Annotated in this window: 21 protein-coding genes; 10 read left to right on the top strand and 11 right to left on the bottom strand. The window is 41.2% G+C overall.

Annotation, left to right across the window (positions count from 1 at the left end; all coding sequences use genetic code 11):
- Nucleotide 1: 1 nt before the first annotated feature.
- A complete protein-coding gene (locus SNR28_RS05090) occupies nt 2-1,396 on the bottom strand; it encodes a hypothetical protein (RefSeq protein WP_375748132.1) in 1,395 nt (464 codons plus the stop codon).
- Nucleotides 1,397-1,776: 380 nt separating this feature from the next.
- On the opposite strand from SNR28_RS05090, the gene SNR28_RS05085 reads away from it, so the two are divergent.
- Nucleotides 1,777-2,823, top strand: coding sequence for a hypothetical protein (locus SNR28_RS05085; protein WP_375748131.1), 1,047 nt, complete (start codon nt 1,777-1,779; stop codon nt 2,821-2,823).
- Nucleotides 2,824-3,657: 834 nt separating this feature from the next.
- Here the strand turns inward: SNR28_RS05085 and SNR28_RS05080 are convergent.
- Nucleotides 3,658-4,793, bottom strand: a protein-coding gene (locus SNR28_RS05080; protein WP_375748130.1) for an IS3 family transposase whose coding sequence is annotated in 2 segments (ribosomal slippage) — nt 3,658-4,544 and nt 4,544-4,793 — 1,137 coding nt in all. Because the reading frame shifts where the segments join, the coding sequence is not laid out codon by codon here.
- Nucleotides 4,794-4,830: 37 nt separating this feature from the next.
- On the opposite strand from SNR28_RS05080, the gene SNR28_RS05075 reads away from it, so the two are divergent.
- The 4 genes from SNR28_RS05075 to SNR28_RS05060 all read left to right on the top strand — a co-directional run bounded on the left by SNR28_RS05075 (nt 4,831) and on the right by SNR28_RS05060 (nt 7,283).
- Complete coding sequence (locus SNR28_RS05075) at nt 4,831-5,199, top strand: pirin-like C-terminal cupin domain-containing protein (RefSeq protein WP_375748129.1); 369 nt, start codon at nt 4,831-4,833, stop codon at nt 5,197-5,199.
- Nucleotides 5,200-5,257: 58 nt separating this feature from the next.
- Nucleotides 5,258-5,791, top strand: coding sequence for an NADPH-dependent FMN reductase (locus SNR28_RS05070; protein WP_375748128.1), 534 nt, complete (start codon nt 5,258-5,260; stop codon nt 5,789-5,791).
- A gap of 252 nt (nt 5,792-6,043) precedes the next feature.
- Nucleotides 6,044-7,084, top strand: a complete 1,041-nt coding sequence (locus SNR28_RS05065; RefSeq protein WP_375748092.1) for an IS481 family transposase — start codon at nt 6,044-6,046, stop codon at nt 7,082-7,084.
- 58 nt (nt 7,085-7,142) lie between these two features.
- Nucleotides 7,143-7,283 carry a DUF2798 domain-containing protein gene (locus SNR28_RS05060; protein WP_375748127.1) on the top strand — a complete coding sequence of 47 codons (141 nt, stop codon included), beginning with the start codon at nt 7,143-7,145 and terminating at the stop codon, nt 7,281-7,283.
- 398 nt (nt 7,284-7,681) lie between these two features.
- Here the strand turns inward: SNR28_RS05060 and SNR28_RS05055 are convergent, their stop codons facing one another.
- The 5 genes from SNR28_RS05055 to SNR28_RS05035 are packed head-to-tail and all read right to left on the bottom strand — an operon-like array spanning nt 7,682 to nt 10,770.
- The gene (locus SNR28_RS05055; protein ID WP_375748126.1) at nt 7,682-8,572 is read right to left on the bottom strand and encodes an HD domain-containing phosphohydrolase; all 891 of its coding nucleotides are present in this window, start codon (nt 8,570-8,572) and stop codon (nt 7,682-7,684) included.
- Between the two features lie 4 nt (nt 8,573-8,576).
- The gene (locus SNR28_RS05050; protein ID WP_375748125.1) at nt 8,577-9,125 is read right to left on the bottom strand and encodes a TetR/AcrR family transcriptional regulator; all 549 of its coding nucleotides are present in this window, start codon (nt 9,123-9,125) and stop codon (nt 8,577-8,579) included.
- A gap of 13 nt (nt 9,126-9,138) precedes the next feature.
- The gene (locus tag SNR28_RS05045) at nt 9,139-10,050 is read right to left on the bottom strand and encodes a methyl-accepting chemotaxis protein (RefSeq protein WP_375748124.1); all 912 of its coding nucleotides are present in this window, start codon (nt 10,048-10,050) and stop codon (nt 9,139-9,141) included.
- Nucleotides 10,043-10,303, bottom strand: a complete 261-nt coding sequence (nrtS, locus tag SNR28_RS05040; RefSeq protein WP_375748123.1) for a nitrate/nitrite transporter NrtS — start codon at nt 10,301-10,303, stop codon at nt 10,043-10,045. Before nrtS ends, SNR28_RS05045 begins: the two co-directional genes overlap by 8 nt.
- Nucleotides 10,304-10,323: 20 nt before the next feature.
- On the bottom strand, nt 10,324-10,770 hold the full coding sequence (locus tag SNR28_RS05035) for an HPP family protein (protein WP_375748122.1): 447 nt from the start codon (nt 10,768-10,770) through the stop codon (nt 10,324-10,326).
- Between the two features lie 870 nt (nt 10,771-11,640).
- On the opposite strand from SNR28_RS05035, the gene SNR28_RS05030 reads away from it, so the two are divergent.
- The 3 genes from SNR28_RS05030 (at nt 11,641) to SNR28_RS05020 (ending at nt 13,721) form a co-directional block, all read left to right on the top strand.
- Nucleotides 11,641-12,222 (top strand): TetR/AcrR family transcriptional regulator, encoded by a 582-nt coding sequence (locus SNR28_RS05030; protein ID WP_375748121.1) that lies wholly within the window; start codon nt 11,641-11,643, stop codon nt 12,220-12,222.
- A gap of 294 nt (nt 12,223-12,516) precedes the next feature.
- Complete coding sequence (locus tag SNR28_RS05025) at nt 12,517-13,071, top strand: carboxymuconolactone decarboxylase family protein (RefSeq protein ID WP_375748120.1); 555 nt, start codon at nt 12,517-12,519, stop codon at nt 13,069-13,071.
- A 104-nt stretch (nt 13,072-13,175) separates the two neighbouring features.
- A complete protein-coding gene (locus tag SNR28_RS05020) occupies nt 13,176-13,721 on the top strand; it encodes a thioredoxin family protein (RefSeq protein ID WP_375748119.1) in 546 nt (181 codons plus the stop codon).
- A gap of 545 nt (nt 13,722-14,266) precedes the next feature.
- On the opposite strand, the gene SNR28_RS05015 is transcribed toward SNR28_RS05020, so the two are convergent.
- The 4 genes from SNR28_RS05015 to SNR28_RS05000 all read right to left on the bottom strand — a co-directional run bounded on the left by SNR28_RS05015 (nt 14,267) and on the right by SNR28_RS05000 (nt 16,867).
- Nucleotides 14,267-14,782, bottom strand: a complete 516-nt coding sequence (locus SNR28_RS05015; protein WP_375748118.1) for a lipocalin family protein — start codon at nt 14,780-14,782, stop codon at nt 14,267-14,269.
- Between the two features lie 18 nt (nt 14,783-14,800).
- The gene (locus tag SNR28_RS05010) at nt 14,801-15,781 is read right to left on the bottom strand and encodes a DUF2860 family protein (RefSeq protein ID WP_375748117.1); all 981 of its coding nucleotides are present in this window, start codon (nt 15,779-15,781) and stop codon (nt 14,801-14,803) included.
- Nucleotides 15,782-16,236: 455 nt separating this feature from the next.
- The gene (locus SNR28_RS05005; protein ID WP_375748116.1) at nt 16,237-16,458 is read right to left on the bottom strand and encodes a hypothetical protein; all 222 of its coding nucleotides are present in this window, start codon (nt 16,456-16,458) and stop codon (nt 16,237-16,239) included.
- A gap of 88 nt (nt 16,459-16,546) precedes the next feature.
- Nucleotides 16,547-16,867, bottom strand: a complete 321-nt coding sequence (locus SNR28_RS05000) for a hypothetical protein (RefSeq protein WP_375748115.1) — start codon at nt 16,865-16,867, stop codon at nt 16,547-16,549.
- A 211-nt stretch (nt 16,868-17,078) separates the two neighbouring features.
- On the opposite strand from SNR28_RS05000, the gene SNR28_RS04995 reads away from it, so the two are divergent.
- Together SNR28_RS04995 and SNR28_RS04990 are read left to right on the top strand one after the other, a co-directional pair.
- A complete protein-coding gene (locus tag SNR28_RS04995) occupies nt 17,079-18,173 on the top strand; it encodes a NapC/NirT family cytochrome c (protein WP_375748114.1) in 1,095 nt (364 codons plus the stop codon).
- Nucleotides 18,174-18,188: 15 nt separating this feature from the next.
- Nucleotides 18,189-20,636 (top strand): trimethylamine-N-oxide reductase 2, encoded by a 2,448-nt coding sequence (locus SNR28_RS04990; RefSeq protein WP_375748113.1) that lies wholly within the window; start codon nt 18,189-18,191, stop codon nt 20,634-20,636.
- Nucleotides 20,637-20,827: the final 191 nt, after the last annotated feature.

Here is a 20,827-nt window from a genome sequence, read left to right as displayed (position 1 = left end):
GCTATAGTTCCTTGTGCATTATCTTGTCATAGGTATCGACAATCGCGTTTTGAAGTAGATGATAAAACGGATACTCATCGCTATCCACGTCTGTAGGGATGTCGGTACCAACGTGCGCGTCCATCGCTTGGATAAAGGTATCAAGAGAAGAGTCCTTTAAAAACTTAACCACACTCCTGGAGCAGTCCTGAACTGAAGGATAGTTATATACCCAGGTGATAACCCAGGGTGTAGAGACGCTTTTCTCCGCAACCTCTAGTGTGTAAATGGATTCAACTTCAATATTGGACTCTCTGAGTCTGCCAGAACGAGTAAGAATACAAATAAACTTCGAAGCAGGAGCTAGTTTGGGGTCAGCCATCTCAATGATAAGGCCTTCAAAGTCATAGATAGAGTAATCGTGAAAGCCCAGAATGGTTCCTACAGGTAGTAAACCGTAATTCTGCCTTTCCATCCAATCTGATATGAATGATAGGGCTCGCTCTTTGTGCTTAGCTTCAAACAAAGCATTGATGTCATTGTCCACCAATTGCGGGAGGATGATGTGACTAAAACGGCACATGGACAGCCAGTTGGGTTGCTCAATGATGGCCTTAACGGAGGTTTTTGTAGCGTCTTTAGTAGGTGTTTCTTTAGTCTTACTTTCTGCTTTCAAATAAGCTTCTAGCATGATAGTGAAGCACTCAAAATTAAGAGGGCATTCTGTCGTTTTCACTTTCTCTGAGTTATCAGAGTACAGTTCTAAGAAATCCCCAACGAGTGTACTGTATTCAGGATTATTGATGTGTTTTAGGGTAAAGTATCGTTCTGTTCCAGTCCCTTTTCCGAGTGTAAATGAAGAAACAACAGCTATGTTAGAGCCTTCAGCTATTGGCATCAAAACGAAAATGAACTCGTTATCATGAACCTGCTTTTGTTTGATCTGGATACCTTTAGGAGAGAAGCAACCGAGAGAAGGAAACGCGTTACTGTCCCAAAGATATTGAAGTCTTTCTTCGCCATTAGCATGAGTTAAAAACTCATCATAGAAAAACTGGGTGTCATTGAAAAACAGCCAAGGCAGTGTAAATCTCGCGAAATCATCATGTTGATACGTGGGTCTTTCTTCTTTGTTAATGGAGTAGGTGAGCTTCTGTTTAACGATAGAAGCGTCAGTTTCCTGAGTAGTTGTTTGGGATTGAATGTATGGGGTTCTAGCTCCATTAAAGCTGGAAAATGTAGAAGAAGCAGACTCCATTTCCTCAAGTAAGGCTTTGGCCTGCTTTTCGACAGGTTTATCATCCTTAAGATCTAACACGGCCTTTTGAATATGACTGAGCTTAGAGGAAAACGGGAATTTAAAGCGAATATCAATTTCGAGTTGAGTTAAAGATTCGATCAAATTGGCTTTATCCATTGCTCATTCCTTTTGTTATGACAAGTCATTCAGGTCTAATTCGAGTTCCATGCAATACTGTACTCTATTTTAATTGCGATCAATAAACTTTGGATACAACGGTTATCCTGAAATTGTTCTTTCAGAACTGTTCATTTATACCGTAGTTACAAATGTTCGAGGTGTCTTTTTTCTTTAACATTCATCCCACTCTTTAACCTTAATTCGTATTAGAATAGCCAGATAGAGTTCACGTTATTTGGTTGGCTATGATAAGTTTTTTCCGACATGTTGTTTATACATCAATTCTTTTATCTCTTTTTGGCTGCACATACGGGCATCATATGAGAGGGTTACACAGTGATAGAGTAGATGAGGCTAAAAGTGGAAACGTTACTTCAATGTTTGAGGTATTAAGGTGGGAATGTCATGGTAGAGTTTACAGGATCGACAATGGTCCTTTGGAAACAGCGGTTCCACAGAATTTAGATAACTGTATATTTTGGTGGGACGAGAGTAACAAGTTACTGAGTAGAAAACCGAATGTACACAAAACAGGTTATTACCCTATCGCTTTGGGTACCGATATTGGAAAGATTGGTTTCAATGATAAACAAAAAATAAGAATTTCTGAGATTCTGAATAGTCTTGAACTTAACTACCACTATTACAACGTAGCTGTTGGGTATGGCTTTTATTCCAAAACAAAAGACGACTTCAATAAGGATTGGCGTAATAAAAGGGCGAATCTAGCTAAAATTTCGTGCGATAGAGAGAAGGTTAACTGCAGTGTTTATGCTGATTATCTTTACTCTTTAGGGAATTATAAAGAGGCAGGTTCTTACTTCAAGCGAGGTGATACAAATATTGAAGGTCTAAACTATAATGAAGATTATATAATTACGAGAACTAAGTATAAATGGAATTACTCGGAAATGATGCTCTATCATTATGATGAGTTAAACTCTCCTATAATAGACGGTGAAAAATACAATAAGCCTCTTACCTTAAAGCAAGAGTATTATAAGGAAATGAAAGCGCTGTGTGAGGATCGTGATGATATGTTTAGATTTGGTATTACCGATGGAGACTGCAATATATACAGAAGTCGATACAGGAATAGAAATGACGAGATATTTATCACGAAGGTTGAAATTGAATATATCGAAGATTCTTATTTGTCGCTCGAAGAAAAAAAACGTAAATACAAACTTGGTGTTACCAAGAATCTGAGAGAGAAATCGTATATAGATGCGCTTAAGTACTTTACTTTATTAGATAAAATAAACTTCAAGTTACCAGATGGAATGCTGTATTATAAGGCCATTTCCTATGAAGAAGTTGGAAAAAAAAGAGAAGCAAAAAGTATGTATAGAAAATATATAAGTAAAGCTGGTATTAATGGTTTATATTATGACCAAGCATTAAGTAAAGTTAACCAACTTTGAAACTCATCAAATTCAAGATATTGTAATATCGAAACGCTGACATGTATATTTTATGTCAGCGTTAATACCCGTGTGCTCACAGATGAATTTGGATGTCTTAAATTTTTAGAGCGTTACCAATATCGTTTTTAATAGTGTCTTAGTCAGTGACATTTAAGTTCAAGGTTTAACATTGGAACCAGTATCCAGCCAGTTTGGATTAAATTATATTAATGTGGTCTTACCTCACTGTAGCAACCAAGAGTATATTCCATTACCTTTTCCTTAGCCTTCGTAAGCTTCTGCACCCTGTATTCGAAACCCATTTAGGCTTTGTCTAACAAGCATTGATGATATGTGCTACTAACAAAAACTGAGCAAGGTACGGCCACCTCGATACTATCACATTAAGGAAAAGGCTGAGTCGAGTGTAGTTTAGGGAGGAGGTCAGTTCGAAGGTATCTGGCTATGTTAAACTTATGTTAACTTTGTGTCTAGGTTTTTGTGAGGCTTCCAGCCAAGCACTCTATTGGATACATAAGCTTAGTGATTCTGCTCACTTAGCTATTTGCTGATTACTTTGGGTGAGGCAAAGATCTAATCTGGTGGCCAATTGAATTTGGCAACTAAACGTGCAGCATAGAGCTCAAAAAGCTCCCGGAGAGATTTATAGAAAGTTACGCTTCTACATATCCGACTTTGGGGTGAAGTGCTATTAATTCCGGCCCTAGTGAAATTCGCATCCAACAGTATCATCAGGTCTTCACCCCAGCAGACTAAAGGTCATGTCGGTCTTCCCTTTTTGTGATCATTTAATGGGAGATGTGAATCGACCAGCCTCCTGTATACCAGCGACTAGTTGTAAATTCCAAGCTTTTCATACACCAGTGGAGGCATATTCTCAGCGTGGCTGTGCTTACGTTTAGAGTTATAAAACATCTCAATGTAATCGAAAATATCTGAACGTGCTTTTTCTCTTGTTTGGTAGATCTTTTTCTTAATCCGTTCACGTTTTAGAAGCTGGAAGAAGCTTTCTGCTACTGCGTTGTCATGACAGTTTCCCCTGCGACTCATACTAGGTATCAGGTTATGCTCTTTTAAGAACGCCTGCCATTCATAGCCCGTGAACTGACTTCCCTGATCAGAATGGATTAGCACTGTACTTTTAGGCTTTCGACGCCATACCGCAGCGAGAAGCGCTTGTGTTACCAACTCTGATTCCATCCTTGAACTCATTGACCAACCGACCACCGCTCTCGAATAAAGGTCGAGCACGACTGCTAGATACAACCAACCTTCGTGTGTTCTGATATAAGTGATGTCTGTTACCCAAGATTGATTCGGCTCAGATGGCGAGAATTCACGGTCTAATATGTTTTCAGCAATAAGTGCTGGCTGACCACTATACATGCCACGACGCTTCTTATATCCAACTTGAGCTTTCAGTCCCTCTTGTCGCATCAGGCGGGCGACTCGGTGCCTGCTGCATGTCTCCCCTAAATCCCGTAGATCACTTTGAACCTTGCGGTAACCATAGACACAACCACTTTCAAGCCAAGAGTGCTTAATCAAGCCCAGTAAGCGCTCGTCCTCAATAGCTCTGGCAGATTTTGGCTTCCTTATCCATGCGTAGAAACCACTGCGTTGAATATTCAAGACCTGACACATTAAACGTACGGGATATTTGTTGAGTCGGGATTTTATAAACGCGTATTTTTCTTTGACTCGCTGGCGAAAAATACAGTTGCTTCCTTTAGGATGTCACGTTCCTGTGTCACTCGTTTCAGCTCTTTTTCCAGCTCTCGTATTTTCGCTTCTTGCTCATTTGCTTGCTGGTAGTGCTTGCTGTCTGACCCGTACTTCTTCATCCAGTTGTAGAGACTATTGGTGGAGACTCCAAGGCGTTCTGACACACTTGCTACCGTGTAGCCTTGTTCGGTGACTTGTTTTACGGCTTGGATTTTAAATTCTTCGGTAAACTGCTTATTCATTTGCCCTCCTGTGGACTACTAATTGTAATTCAAATTAGTGGCTACAGGAGGCTGGTCGATTCATTTCACCGTCCTGGATGGCTTTGTTAACAATAATTCGAACTTCGGACATGAAGTAACCAAACATTTTAATGGTTGGCTATATTGCGTTGAAGGAAGCCTGGAGTATCAGATTTACGATAAGTGGTTCCGGCTTGAACAAGGCGAGTCGGTATCATTAACCGATTTGAATGGAGCGGAGTTAAAGGTCAGGGGAACGAGCTCTACAAATAGCCATTTTGTTTTTCTATCGGGAAAAACCATAAATGAATCGTTTGTACAGTACGGTCCGTTTGTGATGAACACAGATAAAGAAATTGATGATGTTATTCAACGCTATCAGCAGGGAAAACTAGGGAATCTTTAAATGCCTTAGTTTCGAAAATGTAACATGATTATCTTTAAACCAAATAACAGGTGTAAATATGAAAATCCTTAGTTTTGCAGCAACAAACAGCAGTAAATCTATCAACAAACAGTTAGTTCAGTATGCTTCTAGGAAAATCGATTCCGCGAATGTAGATTACGTGGATCTAAATGAGTTTGATTTGCCAATTTTCAACATAGATTTAGAAGAGAAATTTGGCATTCCAAACGTAGCGCATGCTTTTCAAGAGCGTATTCAGCAAGCAGATGCTGTCCTCATTTCATTCGCGGAACACAATGGAAGCTATACGGCTGCATTCAAAAATCTATTCGACTGGTTAAGTCGAATAGACCGAAATGTATATGGAAACAAACCTGTGCTTCTGTTAGCAACTTCTCCAGGTGAAAATGGTGCGAGCACTGTTTTGAAGCAGGCCATTGATGCAGTACCGTATTTTGGTGGTCAAGTAGTTGGCTCTTTAAGTATTCCAAGTTTCTATGAAAACTTTGATATTGAAAATAAACAGCTTAAAGATGAATCACTTGATTCAATACTTGATGGCCTGTTGAATCAACTCATTGATAATATTTAGAGTAGTTAAAAGTTTCTTATATTCCTAATGCGTTAATGTTTTAGTTTGGGAGGCTGGAAGATGAGTCGTGAAGAAAAAGAGTTTTACTTATTTTCGACTATTATGTCGATTATTATGTCAGGAGGTATGTCATTAGCGATGGCATTATTTGTATTAGTTCCGACTAGATCTGACACTTCAATTTGAAAAGAAGAGAGTTACCCACTTTGATTAAGGTGCTGAATCTTAAATCAAAGAAAAGAGGTAACTCTCATGCTTCATACTAGCAATCCAATCATAAAACACAAAGCTGGCCTTCTTAATCTTGCCGAAGAATTAGGAAATGTTTCTAAGGCCTGCAAGATCATGGGCGTGTCCAGAGACACGTTCTATCGCTACCAAGAACTCGTTGAGGATGGTGGAATAGATTCACTCATCAATCAGTCACGAAGAACTCCGAACATTAAAAACAGAGTCGATGATGAGACTGAGAATGCAGTTGTAGCGTACGCTGTCGAGTTTCCTGCTCACGGACAAGCTCGTACTAGTAACGAGTTACGTAAGAAAGGCGTATTTGTCTCTGGGAGCGGTGTGCGCTCAATTTGGTTGAGGCACAACCTAGAGAACTTTAAAAAGCGATTGGCAGCTCTCGAAGCTAAGGTCGAAAAAGACGGAATCATCCTCACTGACGAACAAGTTGCAGCGTTAGAGAAGAAAAAACATGATGATGAAGCCTGTGGTGAAATAGAAACTCACCATCCTGGCTACCTTGGTTCTCAGGACACCTTTTACGTTGGTAATTTGAAAGGTGTAGGACGCATTTATCAGCAAACTTTTGTCGATACATACAGCAAAGTTGCGTTCGCCAAACTCTATAAAACAAAGACACCAATAACCTCGGCTGATGTGCTCAATGATCGAGTCCTTCCGTTCTTTGAGTCTCAAGAGCTTCCGATGCTGAGAATACTGACTGACCGAGGAACAGAATACTGCGGCAAAGTTGAGCGGCATGACTATCAGCTCTATCTGGCTATTAACGATATCGATCATACGAAGACAAAAGCCAGACACCCTCAGACAAATGGCATCTGCGAGCGGTTCCATAAAACCATACTCCATGAATTTTATCAGGTAACGTTTAGGAAGAGCCTCTACAGTTCGTTAGAGGAATTACAAAAAGATCTAGACGAATGGATTGATTACTACAACAATCATCGTACTCATCAAGGAAAAATGTGCTGCGGCAGAACGCCAATGGAAACATTACTGGATGGGAAATCAATCTGGGCTGAAAAGAATCTAGCCCAGATATAATCTGACAGGCATCTAAAAGTGGGTAACTGTCAGATCAGGTCTGAGCTAGTACACATTATTGAACGAGAGTTTTTCTGATGCTTTATCAAATTGGCCAACTGCATGGTTCACATCTTTTTGGGTAGCCCTACCACTCAGTATTCTGGTCGTCCCCATTACTAATCGAGCAGTAGATTTTTTTCTAAATTACAGTGCTTAAATATGAATCTATCAGAATATCGACTGTAAACATGCATTAGCCCATCAATTGAGCTCTTTAGAGCCGTCCATGATGAGGAAGGTCTGTTTATCGATATTAGCTTAACTGACTCAAAGTGTAGTCGCGTAGTGAATTGGGCTGGCTGATGATGCATCGAAGAGGCATGTCCTTTTTGGACATACCCATTCACCGTTTAGTTATCGAGCTAGATTGTCTCTATGCACTATTGCTTCTACATGCAAAAATCTGCCAGTCACTGAAATCACAATATACTTCTTTGTGTTTGGCGATTACGGAGCGATATTTATAGTTCTCATTCTTTAAAAGTACCTAATATTCAGCTAATTAGTTTCTTATCATATCGTGACTCCCCAATCACTTCCGCATTTACTACGTTATTAACCGTTCGCATCGTTGGCTAATGAGAAGGTGAGTTCTCCGTGTTCAATAGATCCGTTCCGAGTAAAAGCTGATGAAGGTAATTTGCTAATTGTCGCGTTGATGAAGTCTGTTATGGCATCACTGCTGAGCCATTGAGCATGCTGTTTCTGTATTGGGGTAGATATGGTGTATTGAGATGAGCAAACTTTACATGTAGCCGAGTCTCCTTGTGTCTGGTGACGGAACACTTCTATAGTAGGGCCACACATAGGGCAATGTTGTAATGGGATTCCATCGTCGGTGTGTAAGATGATGTTATCAAACTCACCTTTCTCACCCAGGCAAATAAAGGTCTCTCCGAGTTCTAGGTCGAACTGCGTACCTAAGTTTTGGCGAATCTCTTCTAATGCCATTTCTTTGCTTAGTGGTGCTCGGTAAGAACGTTGACTCGTCATAGCATCAAATGCATCGCATATTGATACGAGCTTGGCATGCTTTGAAACTTGGACTGAAACCAAGCGGTTAGGATACCCATTACCATCAGCACGTTCATGATGGTGATAAATGGAATCTAAAACTAAGTGCGAAAATGGATTTTCTTCTATTAAGTGATAGCCAATAGCAGGATGTTTTTTAACCTCGTTAAACTCTGCTTCAGTCAAAGGCCCTGGTTTATTGAGAATGTCAACTGAGACCTCCATCTTGCCAATATCATGTAAAAAGGCACCGAGTGTCACCATAGATACATCAATCGCTGTCCAGTTCAGGTGCTCAGCCGTAATATTTGCGAACTTCGAGACACGCCAAAGATGGCCAGATGTATACGGATCTCTTTCTTCAACCTGCCATGCCAAACGCATCATATCCTTTAATGGCTGTATAGCTTGATTATTTTTGATATTCATCATTACCTCAAACAATCTGTGACTTCTTAAATATCATAAGCGCTTTCATTGCAGCATTTGTGTCGTGATTTACGTAAGCCGAAGTGATTGCCCCTTCTTTTAACAAACAGAGCATATCGAGCAGTATCTCGTTTTTCTCAGGCATGTTTTTGCAAACAATTTCCCGCACTTCATCCTTATGTTCTTTGCACATAAGGGAGATTGGGTGCTTTTTGTCTACAAATTCAGCAGAGGTATTAATAAAATAGCACCCTCTAAATTCCCCTAATTGAGGCTCCATACCACAAAACCATCGGTCAAGACCGTTAAAGAGGTTTTCGACAAGTTGGTCATTGCTTTCAGATTGAGCTAGTATGCTACTTAACCAATTACAAAAGCGTTCGTGACGGATTTTTAGTGTTTCTAAAATCAATAAGTCTTTAGTTTCAAAGTATTTATATAGTGTTCTTTTAGAAATTTTAGATTTGCTAGATACTTCATTTACACCAATGTTGGCTACACCAGACTGATAGAACAAATCTAACGCAGTTTCAGCAAGAATGGTTTTTTTGTCCATAGAAAACGCCTCGCTACATCTCCTGTTTATGTGAATTTAGTTGACTCAATGACTCTAAGATTTTTTTAGCTAACTCATGATTGCTGCCTGAAAGGGAAATCGAGACCTTTGTATCCTGCAACAGGTTAGACATAATGTCATCAATGTGACTGGTTTCTTGCAGTTGCTTATTAACACTCTCAATAACATCGGAAACAGACGCTTTACTATTGTTCGCAATATCGAGTAGACCTTCCATTTGCTGCGTAGTTTCCTTGATGAATCCAGAGCTTGATATGATTACTCCTTCAACCTCTTTTTGTTTTTGGAAAATTTGGTTTGAGATATTGGAAATCATATCCATTTCGACTTCGATGTTTTCTGCGGAACTGTTCGCTGTGTTAGCAAGCTTACGTACCTCATCTGCAACTACTGTAAAGCCTTTACCTTGTTGTCCTGCTCTCGCGGCTTCAATTGCAGCATTTAGCGCCAGCAGATTTGTTTGCTTTGCAATATTCTTTATCGACTCGACTAAATGTGTAACATTCATGTTGACTTGCTCTAAAGACTTCAGCAAAACTCCAAACTCGTCCATTTTGCTTCTGGACGATTCAATTTCCTTTGTGAGTTCATCAATTTTTCGTATCGTTACCGACGCTGTTTCTGTTGTTTGATGCGCGAAGCGATAACTTTGATTTGAGATTGTCTTTATATTTTCCGACTGATAGATAAAGTCGACTATTTTTTCATGGCTTTGCTCAAGAGCCTTTAACCGATTTTTGGAAGCCTCATTGACATTCGCTGCATTTATGTAAATTTCATTCGCATAGTGTTCAGGCGATGTTTCGATGAAATTCATGAACTTGTTTTCTGATTCAATCAATTTGGAGTACCTATGCAAAGGAATTACTTTGGAATCCGCTTCTTTCTTAAAAATACTAATCATGGTGTATACCTTCTCGATTGAACTGCAAAGCAGAGTGAATTGAGGCATGTGTAGATACACAAAATGGAACCAAGTATGTGAGACAGATTTTTAGGTAATCAAGTAATTGAACCTCTTGATTAAACAGTTTGTCCCCATGATTGATAAGCATCAGCAAACTACCAACAACCGCAGACACTTTAAGGGAACGCTGAAAAATGCGTTGCCGAACTGCGTATCGATAATAGTTCTTAATTAAATGAAATTGTTGCATCAGAACAACCTCCGTTCAGCCTAAGCAAATTTGATGTAGAGCTTCTTATACAGATGTGCGGACAGCACCAGAAAAACTGATCCAGGTAATACTGTGTGAGAAACAAAATCCCAGTGCTGTTCCGTTAACATCACCAGCAAAGGATTGGCGCCTGCAGGTGGATGGGTCGTGTCGGTAATCAGCATGAGGGCAATCCCTATACCAACTCCCAAAGCTAACGATAGTGGGGAACTACCTAAGATGTTAAGCATCACTAAACCGACTATTGTCGTGATCAAATGACCCAAAACAATATTTTTAGGTTGTGCCAGCGGGCTATTCGGAAGGCCAAAAGCAATGACACATGAAGCTCCAAAAGGAGCCATTAGCAAAACCCAATCAGTCGACATCTCACCAATCAGCCCCATAAAGAATATGGTAAGTGCTGCTGCAAATCCTGAAATCAAAGCAAAAGCATGTTTTCGCATGATGAACTCCATAAGGTAAACAGGTCTGTGTACTTATATGGTATACAGACCTGTTTACCTTTTCAACTCAAAAATCACATTATTTTTTAATGAATATATTCAGTGTCTTACTTAAGGTTGATTAACTAAACTGTTAGCAGTACGAACTAAATCTATTTTCAGGAAGGATCCTTGTGCAAGGTTCATCTTTCAGGGGATTCGCAAATAGTGCGGACAACGATTTCACTTTGTGCGTCCCGCTTTTGCACGGAGTTGGTTGTTAGTAAGTACCACTTATTCGTTAACAGCCATGACTAAAAGTACTGCAATCACAGACATTTAATCTAGCTCTGAGCATATGCGTTAACAAACTTTAGGATATGCGATGTGAAGTCGTATGAAGGAACAAGTCTGACAATGTAACAAAGACTAGACATACACTGTTGGAGAACTAAATCGCGAGAGGACAATTCTCCTGATACCCGCGACACCTTGTGATTGCTATGTGTTTGTATGATAAACATACGTAAATCGCGTAAGGTATGTTATATATCAAACAGTTAAAGTGATGAAAGCGCTGTAGCCAAAAGGTACAATAGTCGGAAAAAGGCTTGTCCCATATTCTTTGGTGATCATTGAAGTCTCCGCACCATAGTGGGCATCTTCCCTGACTTTGCGCGAAATACGGAACACCGCTCAGAAAGCTCTTTCAAAAAACGTTTAAGACGACGTTTGTTAAGCCACCCTCATCGATTTGTAAAGGTAAGTAGTCGCTGCAGTACAAACTATCTCCAAGGCAACTACTACATGACCGTTTGCAGGTGCGCATTTTGACCATTCAGTACAGTCACGGTATTATTACTCTTAAGACATTTAGATTTCGGAAAAAATATGCCTTGGGAAAAATCGTTTAACATTGACGATGCCATAGACCGTGCGACTGAATTGTTTTGGGAAAAAGGGTATCAATCAACTTCACTGTCTGACTTAATGAAAGCTACTGGTGTGCAGAAAGGCAGCTTTTATAACGCATTTGGGAGCAAAAAGAAACTTTTCACCCTGAGCCTAATTAAGTACGAAAGGGAGCAACGCAAAGATGTTCTTGTTAAGTTAGAGGAACTTAACAACCCTTTACAGGCAATAGAAACGCTTTTCGATATGCTAATCGAACAAAGCATAACAGACATAAAAAAGAAGGGCTGTTTTCTGGTCAACATGGCTTTGGATTTACCTAACCAAGACGAAGACATTCAATCTATTGTTAAGAAAGGATTAGGCGATACCGAAACCTTTTTTGAACGCCAGCTCACTCTGGGGTTAGAGATGGGCGTTGTACCCAACCAGATTGATCCAAAACGCGAAGCTATTGGGCTCATGACACTATTGGTGGGTTTGAGAGTACTTTCTCGAGGCACATTTGATATTGAAAGCCTTACCACCATAAAAAATCAAGCCATGCGACTGATTCAATAGTGCCAAGATCTTAATAGTGGCAAGTGTGATACTGCCACTCTCCACCCTTTACGTGCATAATTGCAGCCCAGTAGTTCTTCAAGCTTCAATCACAAGATAGCCTTTCGGTTGTGAACTCACCCTATTAGATTTCTTTAAAGTCCCAATAAATTTTATTCGCAAAAAGTATTGACCATTTGGTACAAATAGAGCTAGCATTGTTTGTACCAATTGGTACATAAGATCGAATGAGGTCTTTATTTAAAATAGCTTTGTCGCTATCAAACTGTCATTTAAGTTTAATGGAGAATAACAATGAGTACTTTTACAACCCATTCCATCGATTCGGCCCCAGAAGCTTCAGTAGCTTTGCTTCAGCAGACAAAACAAGCATTTGGTTTTGTCCCTAACCTACTCGCCACCATGGCAGAGTCCCCAGTAATCCTCAATGGATACATCCAATTAGCCGACATTTTAAACCAAGGCGAACTTACAGAAACCGAACGCCAAATTGTTCTCATGACCAACAACCGATTGAATGGCTGCGAGTACTGTATGGCTGCCCATACAACAATTTCACAAATGCAAGGTGTAGATGATGCCGTGATCAAAGCACTGCGTAACAACACTCCTATTGATAACCCAAAATTAGAAGCTCTGCGCACATTCGCTGCTGTGATTAATGACTCTCGTGGTTGGCCAACTGAACAGCAGCTTGCAGCCTTCTTTGAGGCTGGTTACACGAAGGCGGCAGTGCTAGAAGTGATCGTCGCAACCAGTCTTAAAGTAATGTCTAATTACACCAACCATATAGCGGAAACCGAACTAGATGCTGCGTTTACCGCGAATGCATGGTCAGAGTCAAACTAAACAGCCTTTAGCAACACTTGCTATGCACTGAACTGACTTCTCCAGCTCAGTGCATAGTGCTAATACAAAATTATTACGATTTCGAAATAACAAAGGAAATTTACATGTTATTAGATACACCTATATGTGATTTCGGTTGGAAAGCGCCTAACTTCGCACTGCCAGATCCTGATGGTAATATTCATACACTATCAAAATCTATTGGCGAGAATGGTCTGGTTATCGCTTTTATTTCCAACCACTGCCCGTACGTTCAAGCTATTGCGGAACGTCTAGCTATGGACAGCAATGAGCTGAAAGCGGAAGGGATCAATTTCTTAGCTATTATGTCCAATGACTATAACGCTTACCTGGAAGATAGCCCAATTTATATGAAACAATTTAGTCAGCATTACGGTTTTAACTTCCCATATTTGGTCGATCAAGAACAAGTAGTAGCGCGTTCTTTTGGTGCCGTCTGTACTCCAGACTTTTTTGGCTTCAACAAGCGTGGAGAGCTTCAGTATCGCGGAAGACTTGATGATGCACGCATGCAAAGTTTACCAAACCGCACTAAAGAGTTGGTAATTGCTATGACGCAAATTGCTAAGACAGATCGTGGGCCAGAAAACCAGTTTGCCAGTATGGGCTGCTCAATCAAGTGGCGATAATACGACGATAGATAGCCATGTTCCTGTAGTATGTAGACGCGTCATATCACTCTTTTTTAATGCTCGTTGCAAGACGTATTTTTATCCACCAACTACATCATATGACTCCCTCCACTGGATGGCATAAGCAATATAGTGAAGTTTCAATGTAGTCTTAGTCGATACCAAATTGAATAAGCCCTTTGCATAGATATGAAAATGTAGCTCTGGAACAAAATGTTAATAGCAGGAAGAAAGTGAGCAAGTAAGTTGTTCAGAAGCAGCAGGGAGAAGGTAATTTTGTCCAGAACCTTCCATTTTAGTGCACAAGCAGCATCACCGGAAGTGGTGCCATTCTTCTATTTTGGAGATGACAAACTCTCTGATGGGTAGATTTCGTCCAAAGCCTCAAATGCATTTTTGTCCAGCAATGAGCTATGAAGGCTGTTTTGTGAAGGCTGTTTTGTGAATGATTTCGATGGTCATCTAAACGGCCCCACTTTCTGTCTAAATCATGGGGCCTTTGCCCTTATTATCCAGTCAGTTGCGGTAGAAGGAATGGCCACTTAGTCAACCTGGTTTACCCAGATTATTTTATTCGTGTCGAATCCCCGCTCTTTTGATATAGCATAAAATCTTTCTTTAATCTTGCTAGTCACTGATGGATAGCGGGACAAGAGCCAGAGATAATCGGTGTCAGAGCCTGAAACAAAGGCGTAATCGTAGTCATCGCCTAGTTCGAATACTACATAAGAACTATAGAAAGGTCCGAAGAAAGACACCTTTAGGTATCCCTCTTGCGCAGAGTCTACAAAATACGCTATACCCTCTGCCTTTTTCCACTCGCCTTCTTTGTCTAAGAAACCGCGATTTACGACTGATATTTTATTGTTCTCAAGTAACGTATATTCTGCGGTAACATTGGACATGCCTCTCTCAAATCGATTGTCGATACGGGCGACTTCATACCATTTTCCCATGTACCTTTCACCATCAAAGTTTGTTACCGGTGAGAGGTTTTCTGGCATGCCCAAACAGCCAGTTAACATAAACATGAACAACGTTAATAGATACTTTTTCATTTAACCTCTCCTTGTGGTTTAAAACTTATAGGTCAGCCCGGTTGCGACGAATAGCGAGTTTTCATCGTAAAAAGCCAGATTTGAATCCACATCAGAATACGTTAATAACAAGTTTCCACTTAGATTTCGATATCCCATTAGATCATTGTATTGATATATTGCAGTTGTCCCCACTTTCTTGTCTTCTTGGACTTCACTAAAAAGAGGGTGAATGGCATCAAACTCTCTTTGAGCATAGTCTCCCGTAAGTGCAAAAAAGTGTTGCTTACTTCTGCGGATCAAGGTCAGAGAGTAGCCCCATAGTGTACTGGATTGCGCTAGACCTTCGGCAGAATAAGAGTTTCTTCGCACAGAAGGTTGTATAAAAGTCCCAGGCCCTGCATACACTGTCCACGAGAGCTTTGAATAGAAACCTTCGCCATCACGCTTTAATTGATGTGAGATAGAGTCTGCATAAGTACTCGCTGAAAGCTCATTGTCTATCTCTTTTTCATAATACCCAACATCCGCGTTAAGTCCCGTGCCTAGAATATCCGCATACTGGAACCGATAAGCGTTACCTGATTCATCAGTGATATCACGCGCTTCATCAACTAGAAATGGGTCAGCCCAGGTTTCTTTTTCCATGATAGTGGGTAGAGCAGAAATCGCGATAAAAGAACGCTTTCCAAGCCAATGTTTATAACCTACTTCAACAGCAGCAACACCTTGTATTATATCGGCGCGAGAGGTACCTAAGAACAACTCATGCTCAGTTTTAGGGCCAAAATGGTAACGAAGCTGGCCTAATGGCAATGCAAGGAAGCTTTGGTTTGCTTTGCCTGCTGTATTCAGACTGTTTGATTTTACAGCACTATCTGTATCGAAATTACTTTGACTGGAGATGATACCTGCCATGACAGATAGTTCACCACTAAACCCACTTCCTGTTGGTGCAGCCACAGAAGTGCCGTTTACAAACAAAAGTAATACAAGAGTCACTTTAGACCAATGGGTCATATCCACTATCCTTGTTTTCGAGAGAGAAAATGATGAGAATCAGGTCAATATAAATTCAAGTTATCAGAGTGATAAGTGATTGAAAAGACATATATTTATGCAGGGTGATATCAGGTTTAGGTATTCAAATTATGAATGCAATGTAATTTGTTGTGATAAGGTAAATAAATATTTTACAGTCTAGTTAAATGACCTAGTCTTTCAATTATTTAGAGCAGTTTGCCCAATTAAGTATTATCCAGAGCCGTTATAATTGCTACTTTCAAACTCTCTAACTATGTACTCTAGGGATAGGTAATATTTATCTAAGGGGGTCTGGAAAATCCAGGGGGATGTTCGTTTCTAGTACTGTTTATGTCGCTGCATCCGCCAGTGTTAGCACAAAAGGAAATGCACTCCAGCAAGACAGATAAAGGTAAGTAGCAGGCACCTCGCATTTTTTATGCAACCCAAACTCACCTACCGTTAAAGTATGCTCTGCAAACACTTTGAAGGTAACCATAAGCTTGGCATTTTTCACTCAGGGCTTCATCAACATAGGCTCTATCCAGCTCACCTAATTGAAATCTGCGGTTCGCCTCATTGTAGTTTTTGGACACATCGTTGTAGTTAACGCGTGCTTTCTTAAGCTGAAGGAGCGTATCGTCAAGCAAAGTGGTTGTCTCTATGTCAGCCATAATTATTTGCCCAGTATCATTTGGAATAATTATAGTCTAGAGAATGTGAACTTGAGAGAGAACTTCTTTGGTTTGCAATTGATAACCACTATTCAAGGCTTTCGGGCTCTATGGAAGTTTCGGATTCATTGGCGCTTTGACCTCGCTCCTGAGCCTCTCTGCGTTTTGTCGCTTCGCGATAGAGTGGCTTTACTAGGTACAAAAATGCTTCCTCATCAAAACCTTGGTTCTTAATTGCGTTCATAGAGGTGCCAATACCATGCTCGGCGATAAGCGATTCGAGTATTTTAATCGCATCTTTTCTTATTGATTGCTCGGTTACTTTCTTTTTTGCTATATCAGCAGTGAGTTGTTCATAAATGACCGTATCAAGCAAAGGTGGGTATTTATTGTTGTCGCGATATGCCATGTAAAGCCTCAGTAGTGAGCAATGATAGTGGGAATAGGTTGCTTGGCAGAATAAACCGCTAAAACCATTGAGATGCAAAGTTAATTGTGACCGCGCCTGCAAAAAGAAACTTGAAAATGCTCAAAAGTTAAACAGTAGACATGGCTCACTATTAACTAACACTAAAGTAGTATCATCTGGCGCTAAGCAAATCAATGATAAGAAGTGATGTATGGCCATTAATAAACGTTCAATCGCGTTTATTGCAGCTGTCGGGATCCTTATTGGATGGATTTCTTTAGGCGGTGCGGCTGCAATAATGCACTACACGTCGAGCACGGAATTTTGTGTCTCCTGTCATTCCATGTCGATTCCCCTTGAAGAGTATGAGGGGTCCATTCACTACAGTAACGCTAAAGGCATCCGAGCAGAATGTTCAGATTGTCATATTCCTACTGATATTTCAGGTTATCTCTTCACAAAAATACGGGCCACCAAAGACATCTATCATGAGTTTGTTACTGGAAAAATAGATTCTGAGGATAAATACGAAGAACACCGCATGGCTATGGCTGAAATGGTTTGGGCACAAATGAGAAAAAACGACTCCGTTACGTGTCGCTCATGCCATACGTTCGAAGCGATGGACACTTATGAGCAATCCAAAGATGCAGTAAAAATGCACGAGTATGGCAGAGAAAACAATCAAACTTGCATCGATTGTCATAAAGGCGTAGCACATTTTGCTCCTGAGCCTGAAATGGACAGTGAAGCGTTTGATAAGCTCTTGAGTATTGCTAGCTCGACCCCAAAAGATGCAACGGTGGTGTATCCAATCCAGAGAATTGCCATGGAAGACCTGGGTTTTATCAACCCAACGGCCACTCTGAATGTGATTTCCACAGATGAAAGTATCAGACAAGTTCAACTTGACGCCTACCAAATGAAAGGGGCTGAACAGGTTCTTTATATGGGACGAGGACAACGTGCCATTGTTGCCACCTTGACAGAAAAAGGAATATCAACGCTTGAAACTGGCGAATACCAAGCTGATGAGTATGGTAACGAGTGGCGCAGCGCAACGCTATACACTTCTATTGATGCGCCCGTTGTAAACAGTCAGGAACCAATTTGGGCGTATGCAGAAGAGCTGGATAACGTTTATTGCTCTACTTGTCATGCAAAAATCGCGGCCCATCATTTTACTGTCAATGCCTGGGGACCAGTCGCAAAAGGAATGGGAGAACGAACGGACATTACATCTGAAGATTTAGAACTATTAACGAAGTATTTCCAGCATCACGCAAAAGATGTGGTCAATCATTAAAAGAAGGAAATAATAATGAACGAGATAACACGTAGAGGGTTTATAAAGGGAACTGGTATTGCAACGGGGGCTCTGGCTATTACCTCACTGACACCAATCACAGCAATAGCAAACAATAAACGAGGCAAAGGCGTATTAACTGCTGGACGCATGGGGCCACTGTTGTGCGAGCTTAAGGATGGGAAGTTGGTTTCTACCACAAATGCTTTGGCTCAAACCGTTCCTAACAGCTTGCAAAGTACTGGGCCTGACCAGGTTTATACCAAGGCAAGAATCAAGTACCCAATGGTTCGAAAAGGTTACCTCGACAATCCTTCTAGCCCACAAGGTCTGCGTGGGGATGATGAGTTCGTTCGTATCTCTTGGGATGAAGCTTATAAGCTGATACATGAACAACACATGCGTATTCGTAAGGAAAACGGTGCGGAGGCGATTTTCGCAGGGTCTTACGGCTGGCGTTCCAGTGGTGTTTTACACAAAGCTCAGACGCTTCTTCAGAGATACATGAGCATGGCTGGCGGATATTCAGGTCATCTGGGCGATTATTCTACTGGTGCAGCTCAGGTCATTCTCCCCCATGTCATGGGCTCTATTGAGGTGTATGAGCAGCAGACCACTCATCCGGTGGTTCTCGAAAATTCAGACGTTATTGTTTTGTGGGGAATGAATCCTCTTAATACGCTAAAGATTGCTTGGAGCTCCACGGACTGCTCGGGACTTGAGTTCTTCCATCAATTAAAGAAATCCGGCAAAACCATCATCGCAATTGACCCAATGCGTTCAGAAACCGTTGATTTTTTAGGTGATTCTGTACAATGGATTGCCCCTCACCCAATGACGGATGTTGCCATGATGCTTGGTATAGCACACGCTTTGGTGAGTGCTGGAAAACATGATAAAGCCTTCTTAGACAAGTACACAACAGGGTACGATAACTTCGAAGCGTACTTGTTGGGTAAATCTGATGGCGTAGAGAAAACACCGCAATGGGCTGAGCAGATTTGTGGGGTTCCTGCGAAACAGCTAGAGATGCTTGCAAAGATATTCAGTGAAAACCGAACGATATTGATGGCGGGTTGGGGTATTCAACGACAGCAATATGGAGAGCAACGTCATTGGATGGTGGTGACCTTAGCAGCAATGCTTGGGCAAATCGGTTTGCCAGGAGGGGGATTCGGTTTCTCCTATCATTATTCAAATGGTGGTAACCCGACACGCGATGCGGGCGTCTTACCTGCCATATCGGCTTCCATCGGGGGTGGTTCATCAGCGGGCAATGATTGGGCCATTTCTGGTGCAGTAAACAGCTTCCCGGTCGCGCGTATTGTCGAAGCCCTGGAGAATCCGGGCAAAAAATACATGCATAACGGTAAGGAGCTCACTTTCCCTGAAGTGAAGATGATTTGGTGGGCCGGTGGTGGTAACTTTACCCATCATCAAGACACGAATCGTTTGATTCGAGCGTGGCAAAAACCTGAGCTCGTTGTTATCTCAGAAATCTACTGGACTGCGGCTGCGAAACATGCGGATGTTGTGCTACCGATTACGACGTCATTTGAACGTAATGATATGACGATGACAGGCGATTACAGTAATCAACATCTCGTGCCAATGAAGCAAGTAGTGGAGCCTCAAGGAGAAGCCAGAAACGACTTTGATGTCTTCGCCGACATGGCAGAGATGCTCAAAGCCGGTGGACGGGATGTCTTTACTGAAGGTAAAGATGAAATGGGGTGGCTAAAAGAGTTTTATGATGCCGCACAGAAAGCAGGGAAATCTGCACGTATACGAATGCCTAAATTTGGTAAGTTCTGGGATGAGAACCAACTGATTGAAATGAAGTTCAATAAAAAGGCAGCCCAGTTTGTTCGTCATGCAGATTTTAGAAATGACCCTATTCTTAACCCTCTAGGAACACCAAGCGGTAAAATCGAAATTTATTCTAAAACCATTGAGGGATATGGGTTAGAAGACTGCCCAGCTCACCCGACTTGGTTAGAGCCGACGGAGTTTTACGGCAAAGCAGGTGGTGATGAGCTTCAACTGATGACCGCACATGCAGCTCATCGTCTTCATAGTCAGTTTAACTATGCCAAGTTGAGAGAAGACTATGCGATTGCAAATCGTGAGCCGATTTCAATCAATACCGAAGATGCCAACGCTCGGGGAATTAAATCCGGTGATTTGGTTAGAGCCTATAACGATAGAGGACAAGTACTTGCTGGTGCTATAGTTACCGATGGTATCAAGAAAGGTGCCGTCTGTATCCACGAAGGTGGCTGGCCTGACCTTGATAAGGAGACAGGCTTATGTAAAAACGGGGGCGCAAACGTACTGACTTTGGATATTCCTACTTCACGTCTAGCAAATGGGTGTGCAGCAAACTCTGCGTTAGTGAAGATAGAGAAATACACAGGTCCTGCTTTAGAACTCACTGCTTTCACTCCACCTAAGAACGCGTAGCCTTCATCGTCACTCAGGGGCTCTTTTATACCAGAGCCCCTATATTCTGTATAAATAGTCATAACTAAGCTGTGTAAGGACTTATTTATAACTTAACAACCATGCATATTTTCTATCATCACAGCTACCGCAGATAATGATAACTGGGATATCAGAATTTATGTGATGGATAGATTAGTTCCGTTCGAGCT

Source organism: Vibrio iocasae (assembly GCF_042245395.1).
Classification (GTDB): domain Bacteria; phylum Pseudomonadota; class Gammaproteobacteria; order Enterobacterales; family Vibrionaceae; genus Vibrio; species Vibrio iocasae.
The sequence above is the reverse complement of the archived record's forward strand: the minus strand, read 5'-3'. Positions and strand labels throughout refer to the sequence as shown.

Excerpts from the sequence above, each read along its gene's own strand:
- SNR28_RS05090 (WP_375748132.1), bottom strand. The coding sequence starts at position 1,396 with ATGGATAAAGCCAATTTGATCGAATCTTTAACTCAACTCGAAATTGAT.
- SNR28_RS05085 (WP_375748131.1), top strand. The coding sequence starts at position 1,777 with ATGTTTGAGGTATTAAGGTGGGAATGTCATGGTAGAGTTTACAGGATC.
- SNR28_RS05070 (WP_375748128.1), top strand. The coding sequence starts at position 5,258 with ATGAAAATCCTTAGTTTTGCAGCAACAAACAGCAGTAAATCTATCAAC.
- SNR28_RS05065 (WP_375748092.1), top strand. The coding sequence starts at position 6,044 with ATGCTTCATACTAGCAATCCAATCATAAAACACAAAGCTGGCCTTCTT.
- SNR28_RS05055 (WP_375748126.1), bottom strand. The coding sequence starts at position 8,572 with ATGATGAATATCAAAAATAATCAAGCTATACAGCCATTAAAGGATATG.
- SNR28_RS05050 (WP_375748125.1), bottom strand. The coding sequence starts at position 9,125 with ATGGACAAAAAAACCATTCTTGCTGAAACTGCGTTAGATTTGTTCTAT.
- SNR28_RS05045 (WP_375748124.1), bottom strand. The coding sequence starts at position 10,050 with ATGATTAGTATTTTTAAGAAAGAAGCGGATTCCAAAGTAATTCCTTTG.
- nrtS (WP_375748123.1), bottom strand. The coding sequence starts at position 10,303 with ATGCAACAATTTCATTTAATTAAGAACTATTATCGATACGCAGTTCGG.
- SNR28_RS05035 (WP_375748122.1), bottom strand. The coding sequence starts at position 10,770 with ATGCGAAAACATGCTTTTGCTTTGATTTCAGGATTTGCAGCAGCACTT.
- SNR28_RS05030 (WP_375748121.1), top strand. The coding sequence starts at position 11,641 with ATGCCTTGGGAAAAATCGTTTAACATTGACGATGCCATAGACCGTGCG.
- SNR28_RS05025 (WP_375748120.1), top strand. The coding sequence starts at position 12,517 with ATGAGTACTTTTACAACCCATTCCATCGATTCGGCCCCAGAAGCTTCA.
- SNR28_RS05020 (WP_375748119.1), top strand. The coding sequence starts at position 13,176 with ATGTTATTAGATACACCTATATGTGATTTCGGTTGGAAAGCGCCTAAC.
- SNR28_RS05015 (WP_375748118.1), bottom strand. The coding sequence starts at position 14,782 with ATGAAAAAGTATCTATTAACGTTGTTCATGTTTATGTTAACTGGCTGT.
- SNR28_RS05010 (WP_375748117.1), bottom strand. The coding sequence starts at position 15,781 with ATGACCCATTGGTCTAAAGTGACTCTTGTATTACTTTTGTTTGTAAAC.
- SNR28_RS05005 (WP_375748116.1), bottom strand. The coding sequence starts at position 16,458 with ATGGCTGACATAGAGACAACCACTTTGCTTGACGATACGCTCCTTCAG.
- SNR28_RS05000 (WP_375748115.1), bottom strand. The coding sequence starts at position 16,867 with ATGGCATATCGCGACAACAATAAATACCCACCTTTGCTTGATACGGTC.
- SNR28_RS04995 (WP_375748114.1), top strand. The coding sequence starts at position 17,079 with ATGGCCATTAATAAACGTTCAATCGCGTTTATTGCAGCTGTCGGGATC.
- SNR28_RS04990 (WP_375748113.1), top strand. The coding sequence starts at position 18,189 with ATGAACGAGATAACACGTAGAGGGTTTATAAAGGGAACTGGTATTGCA.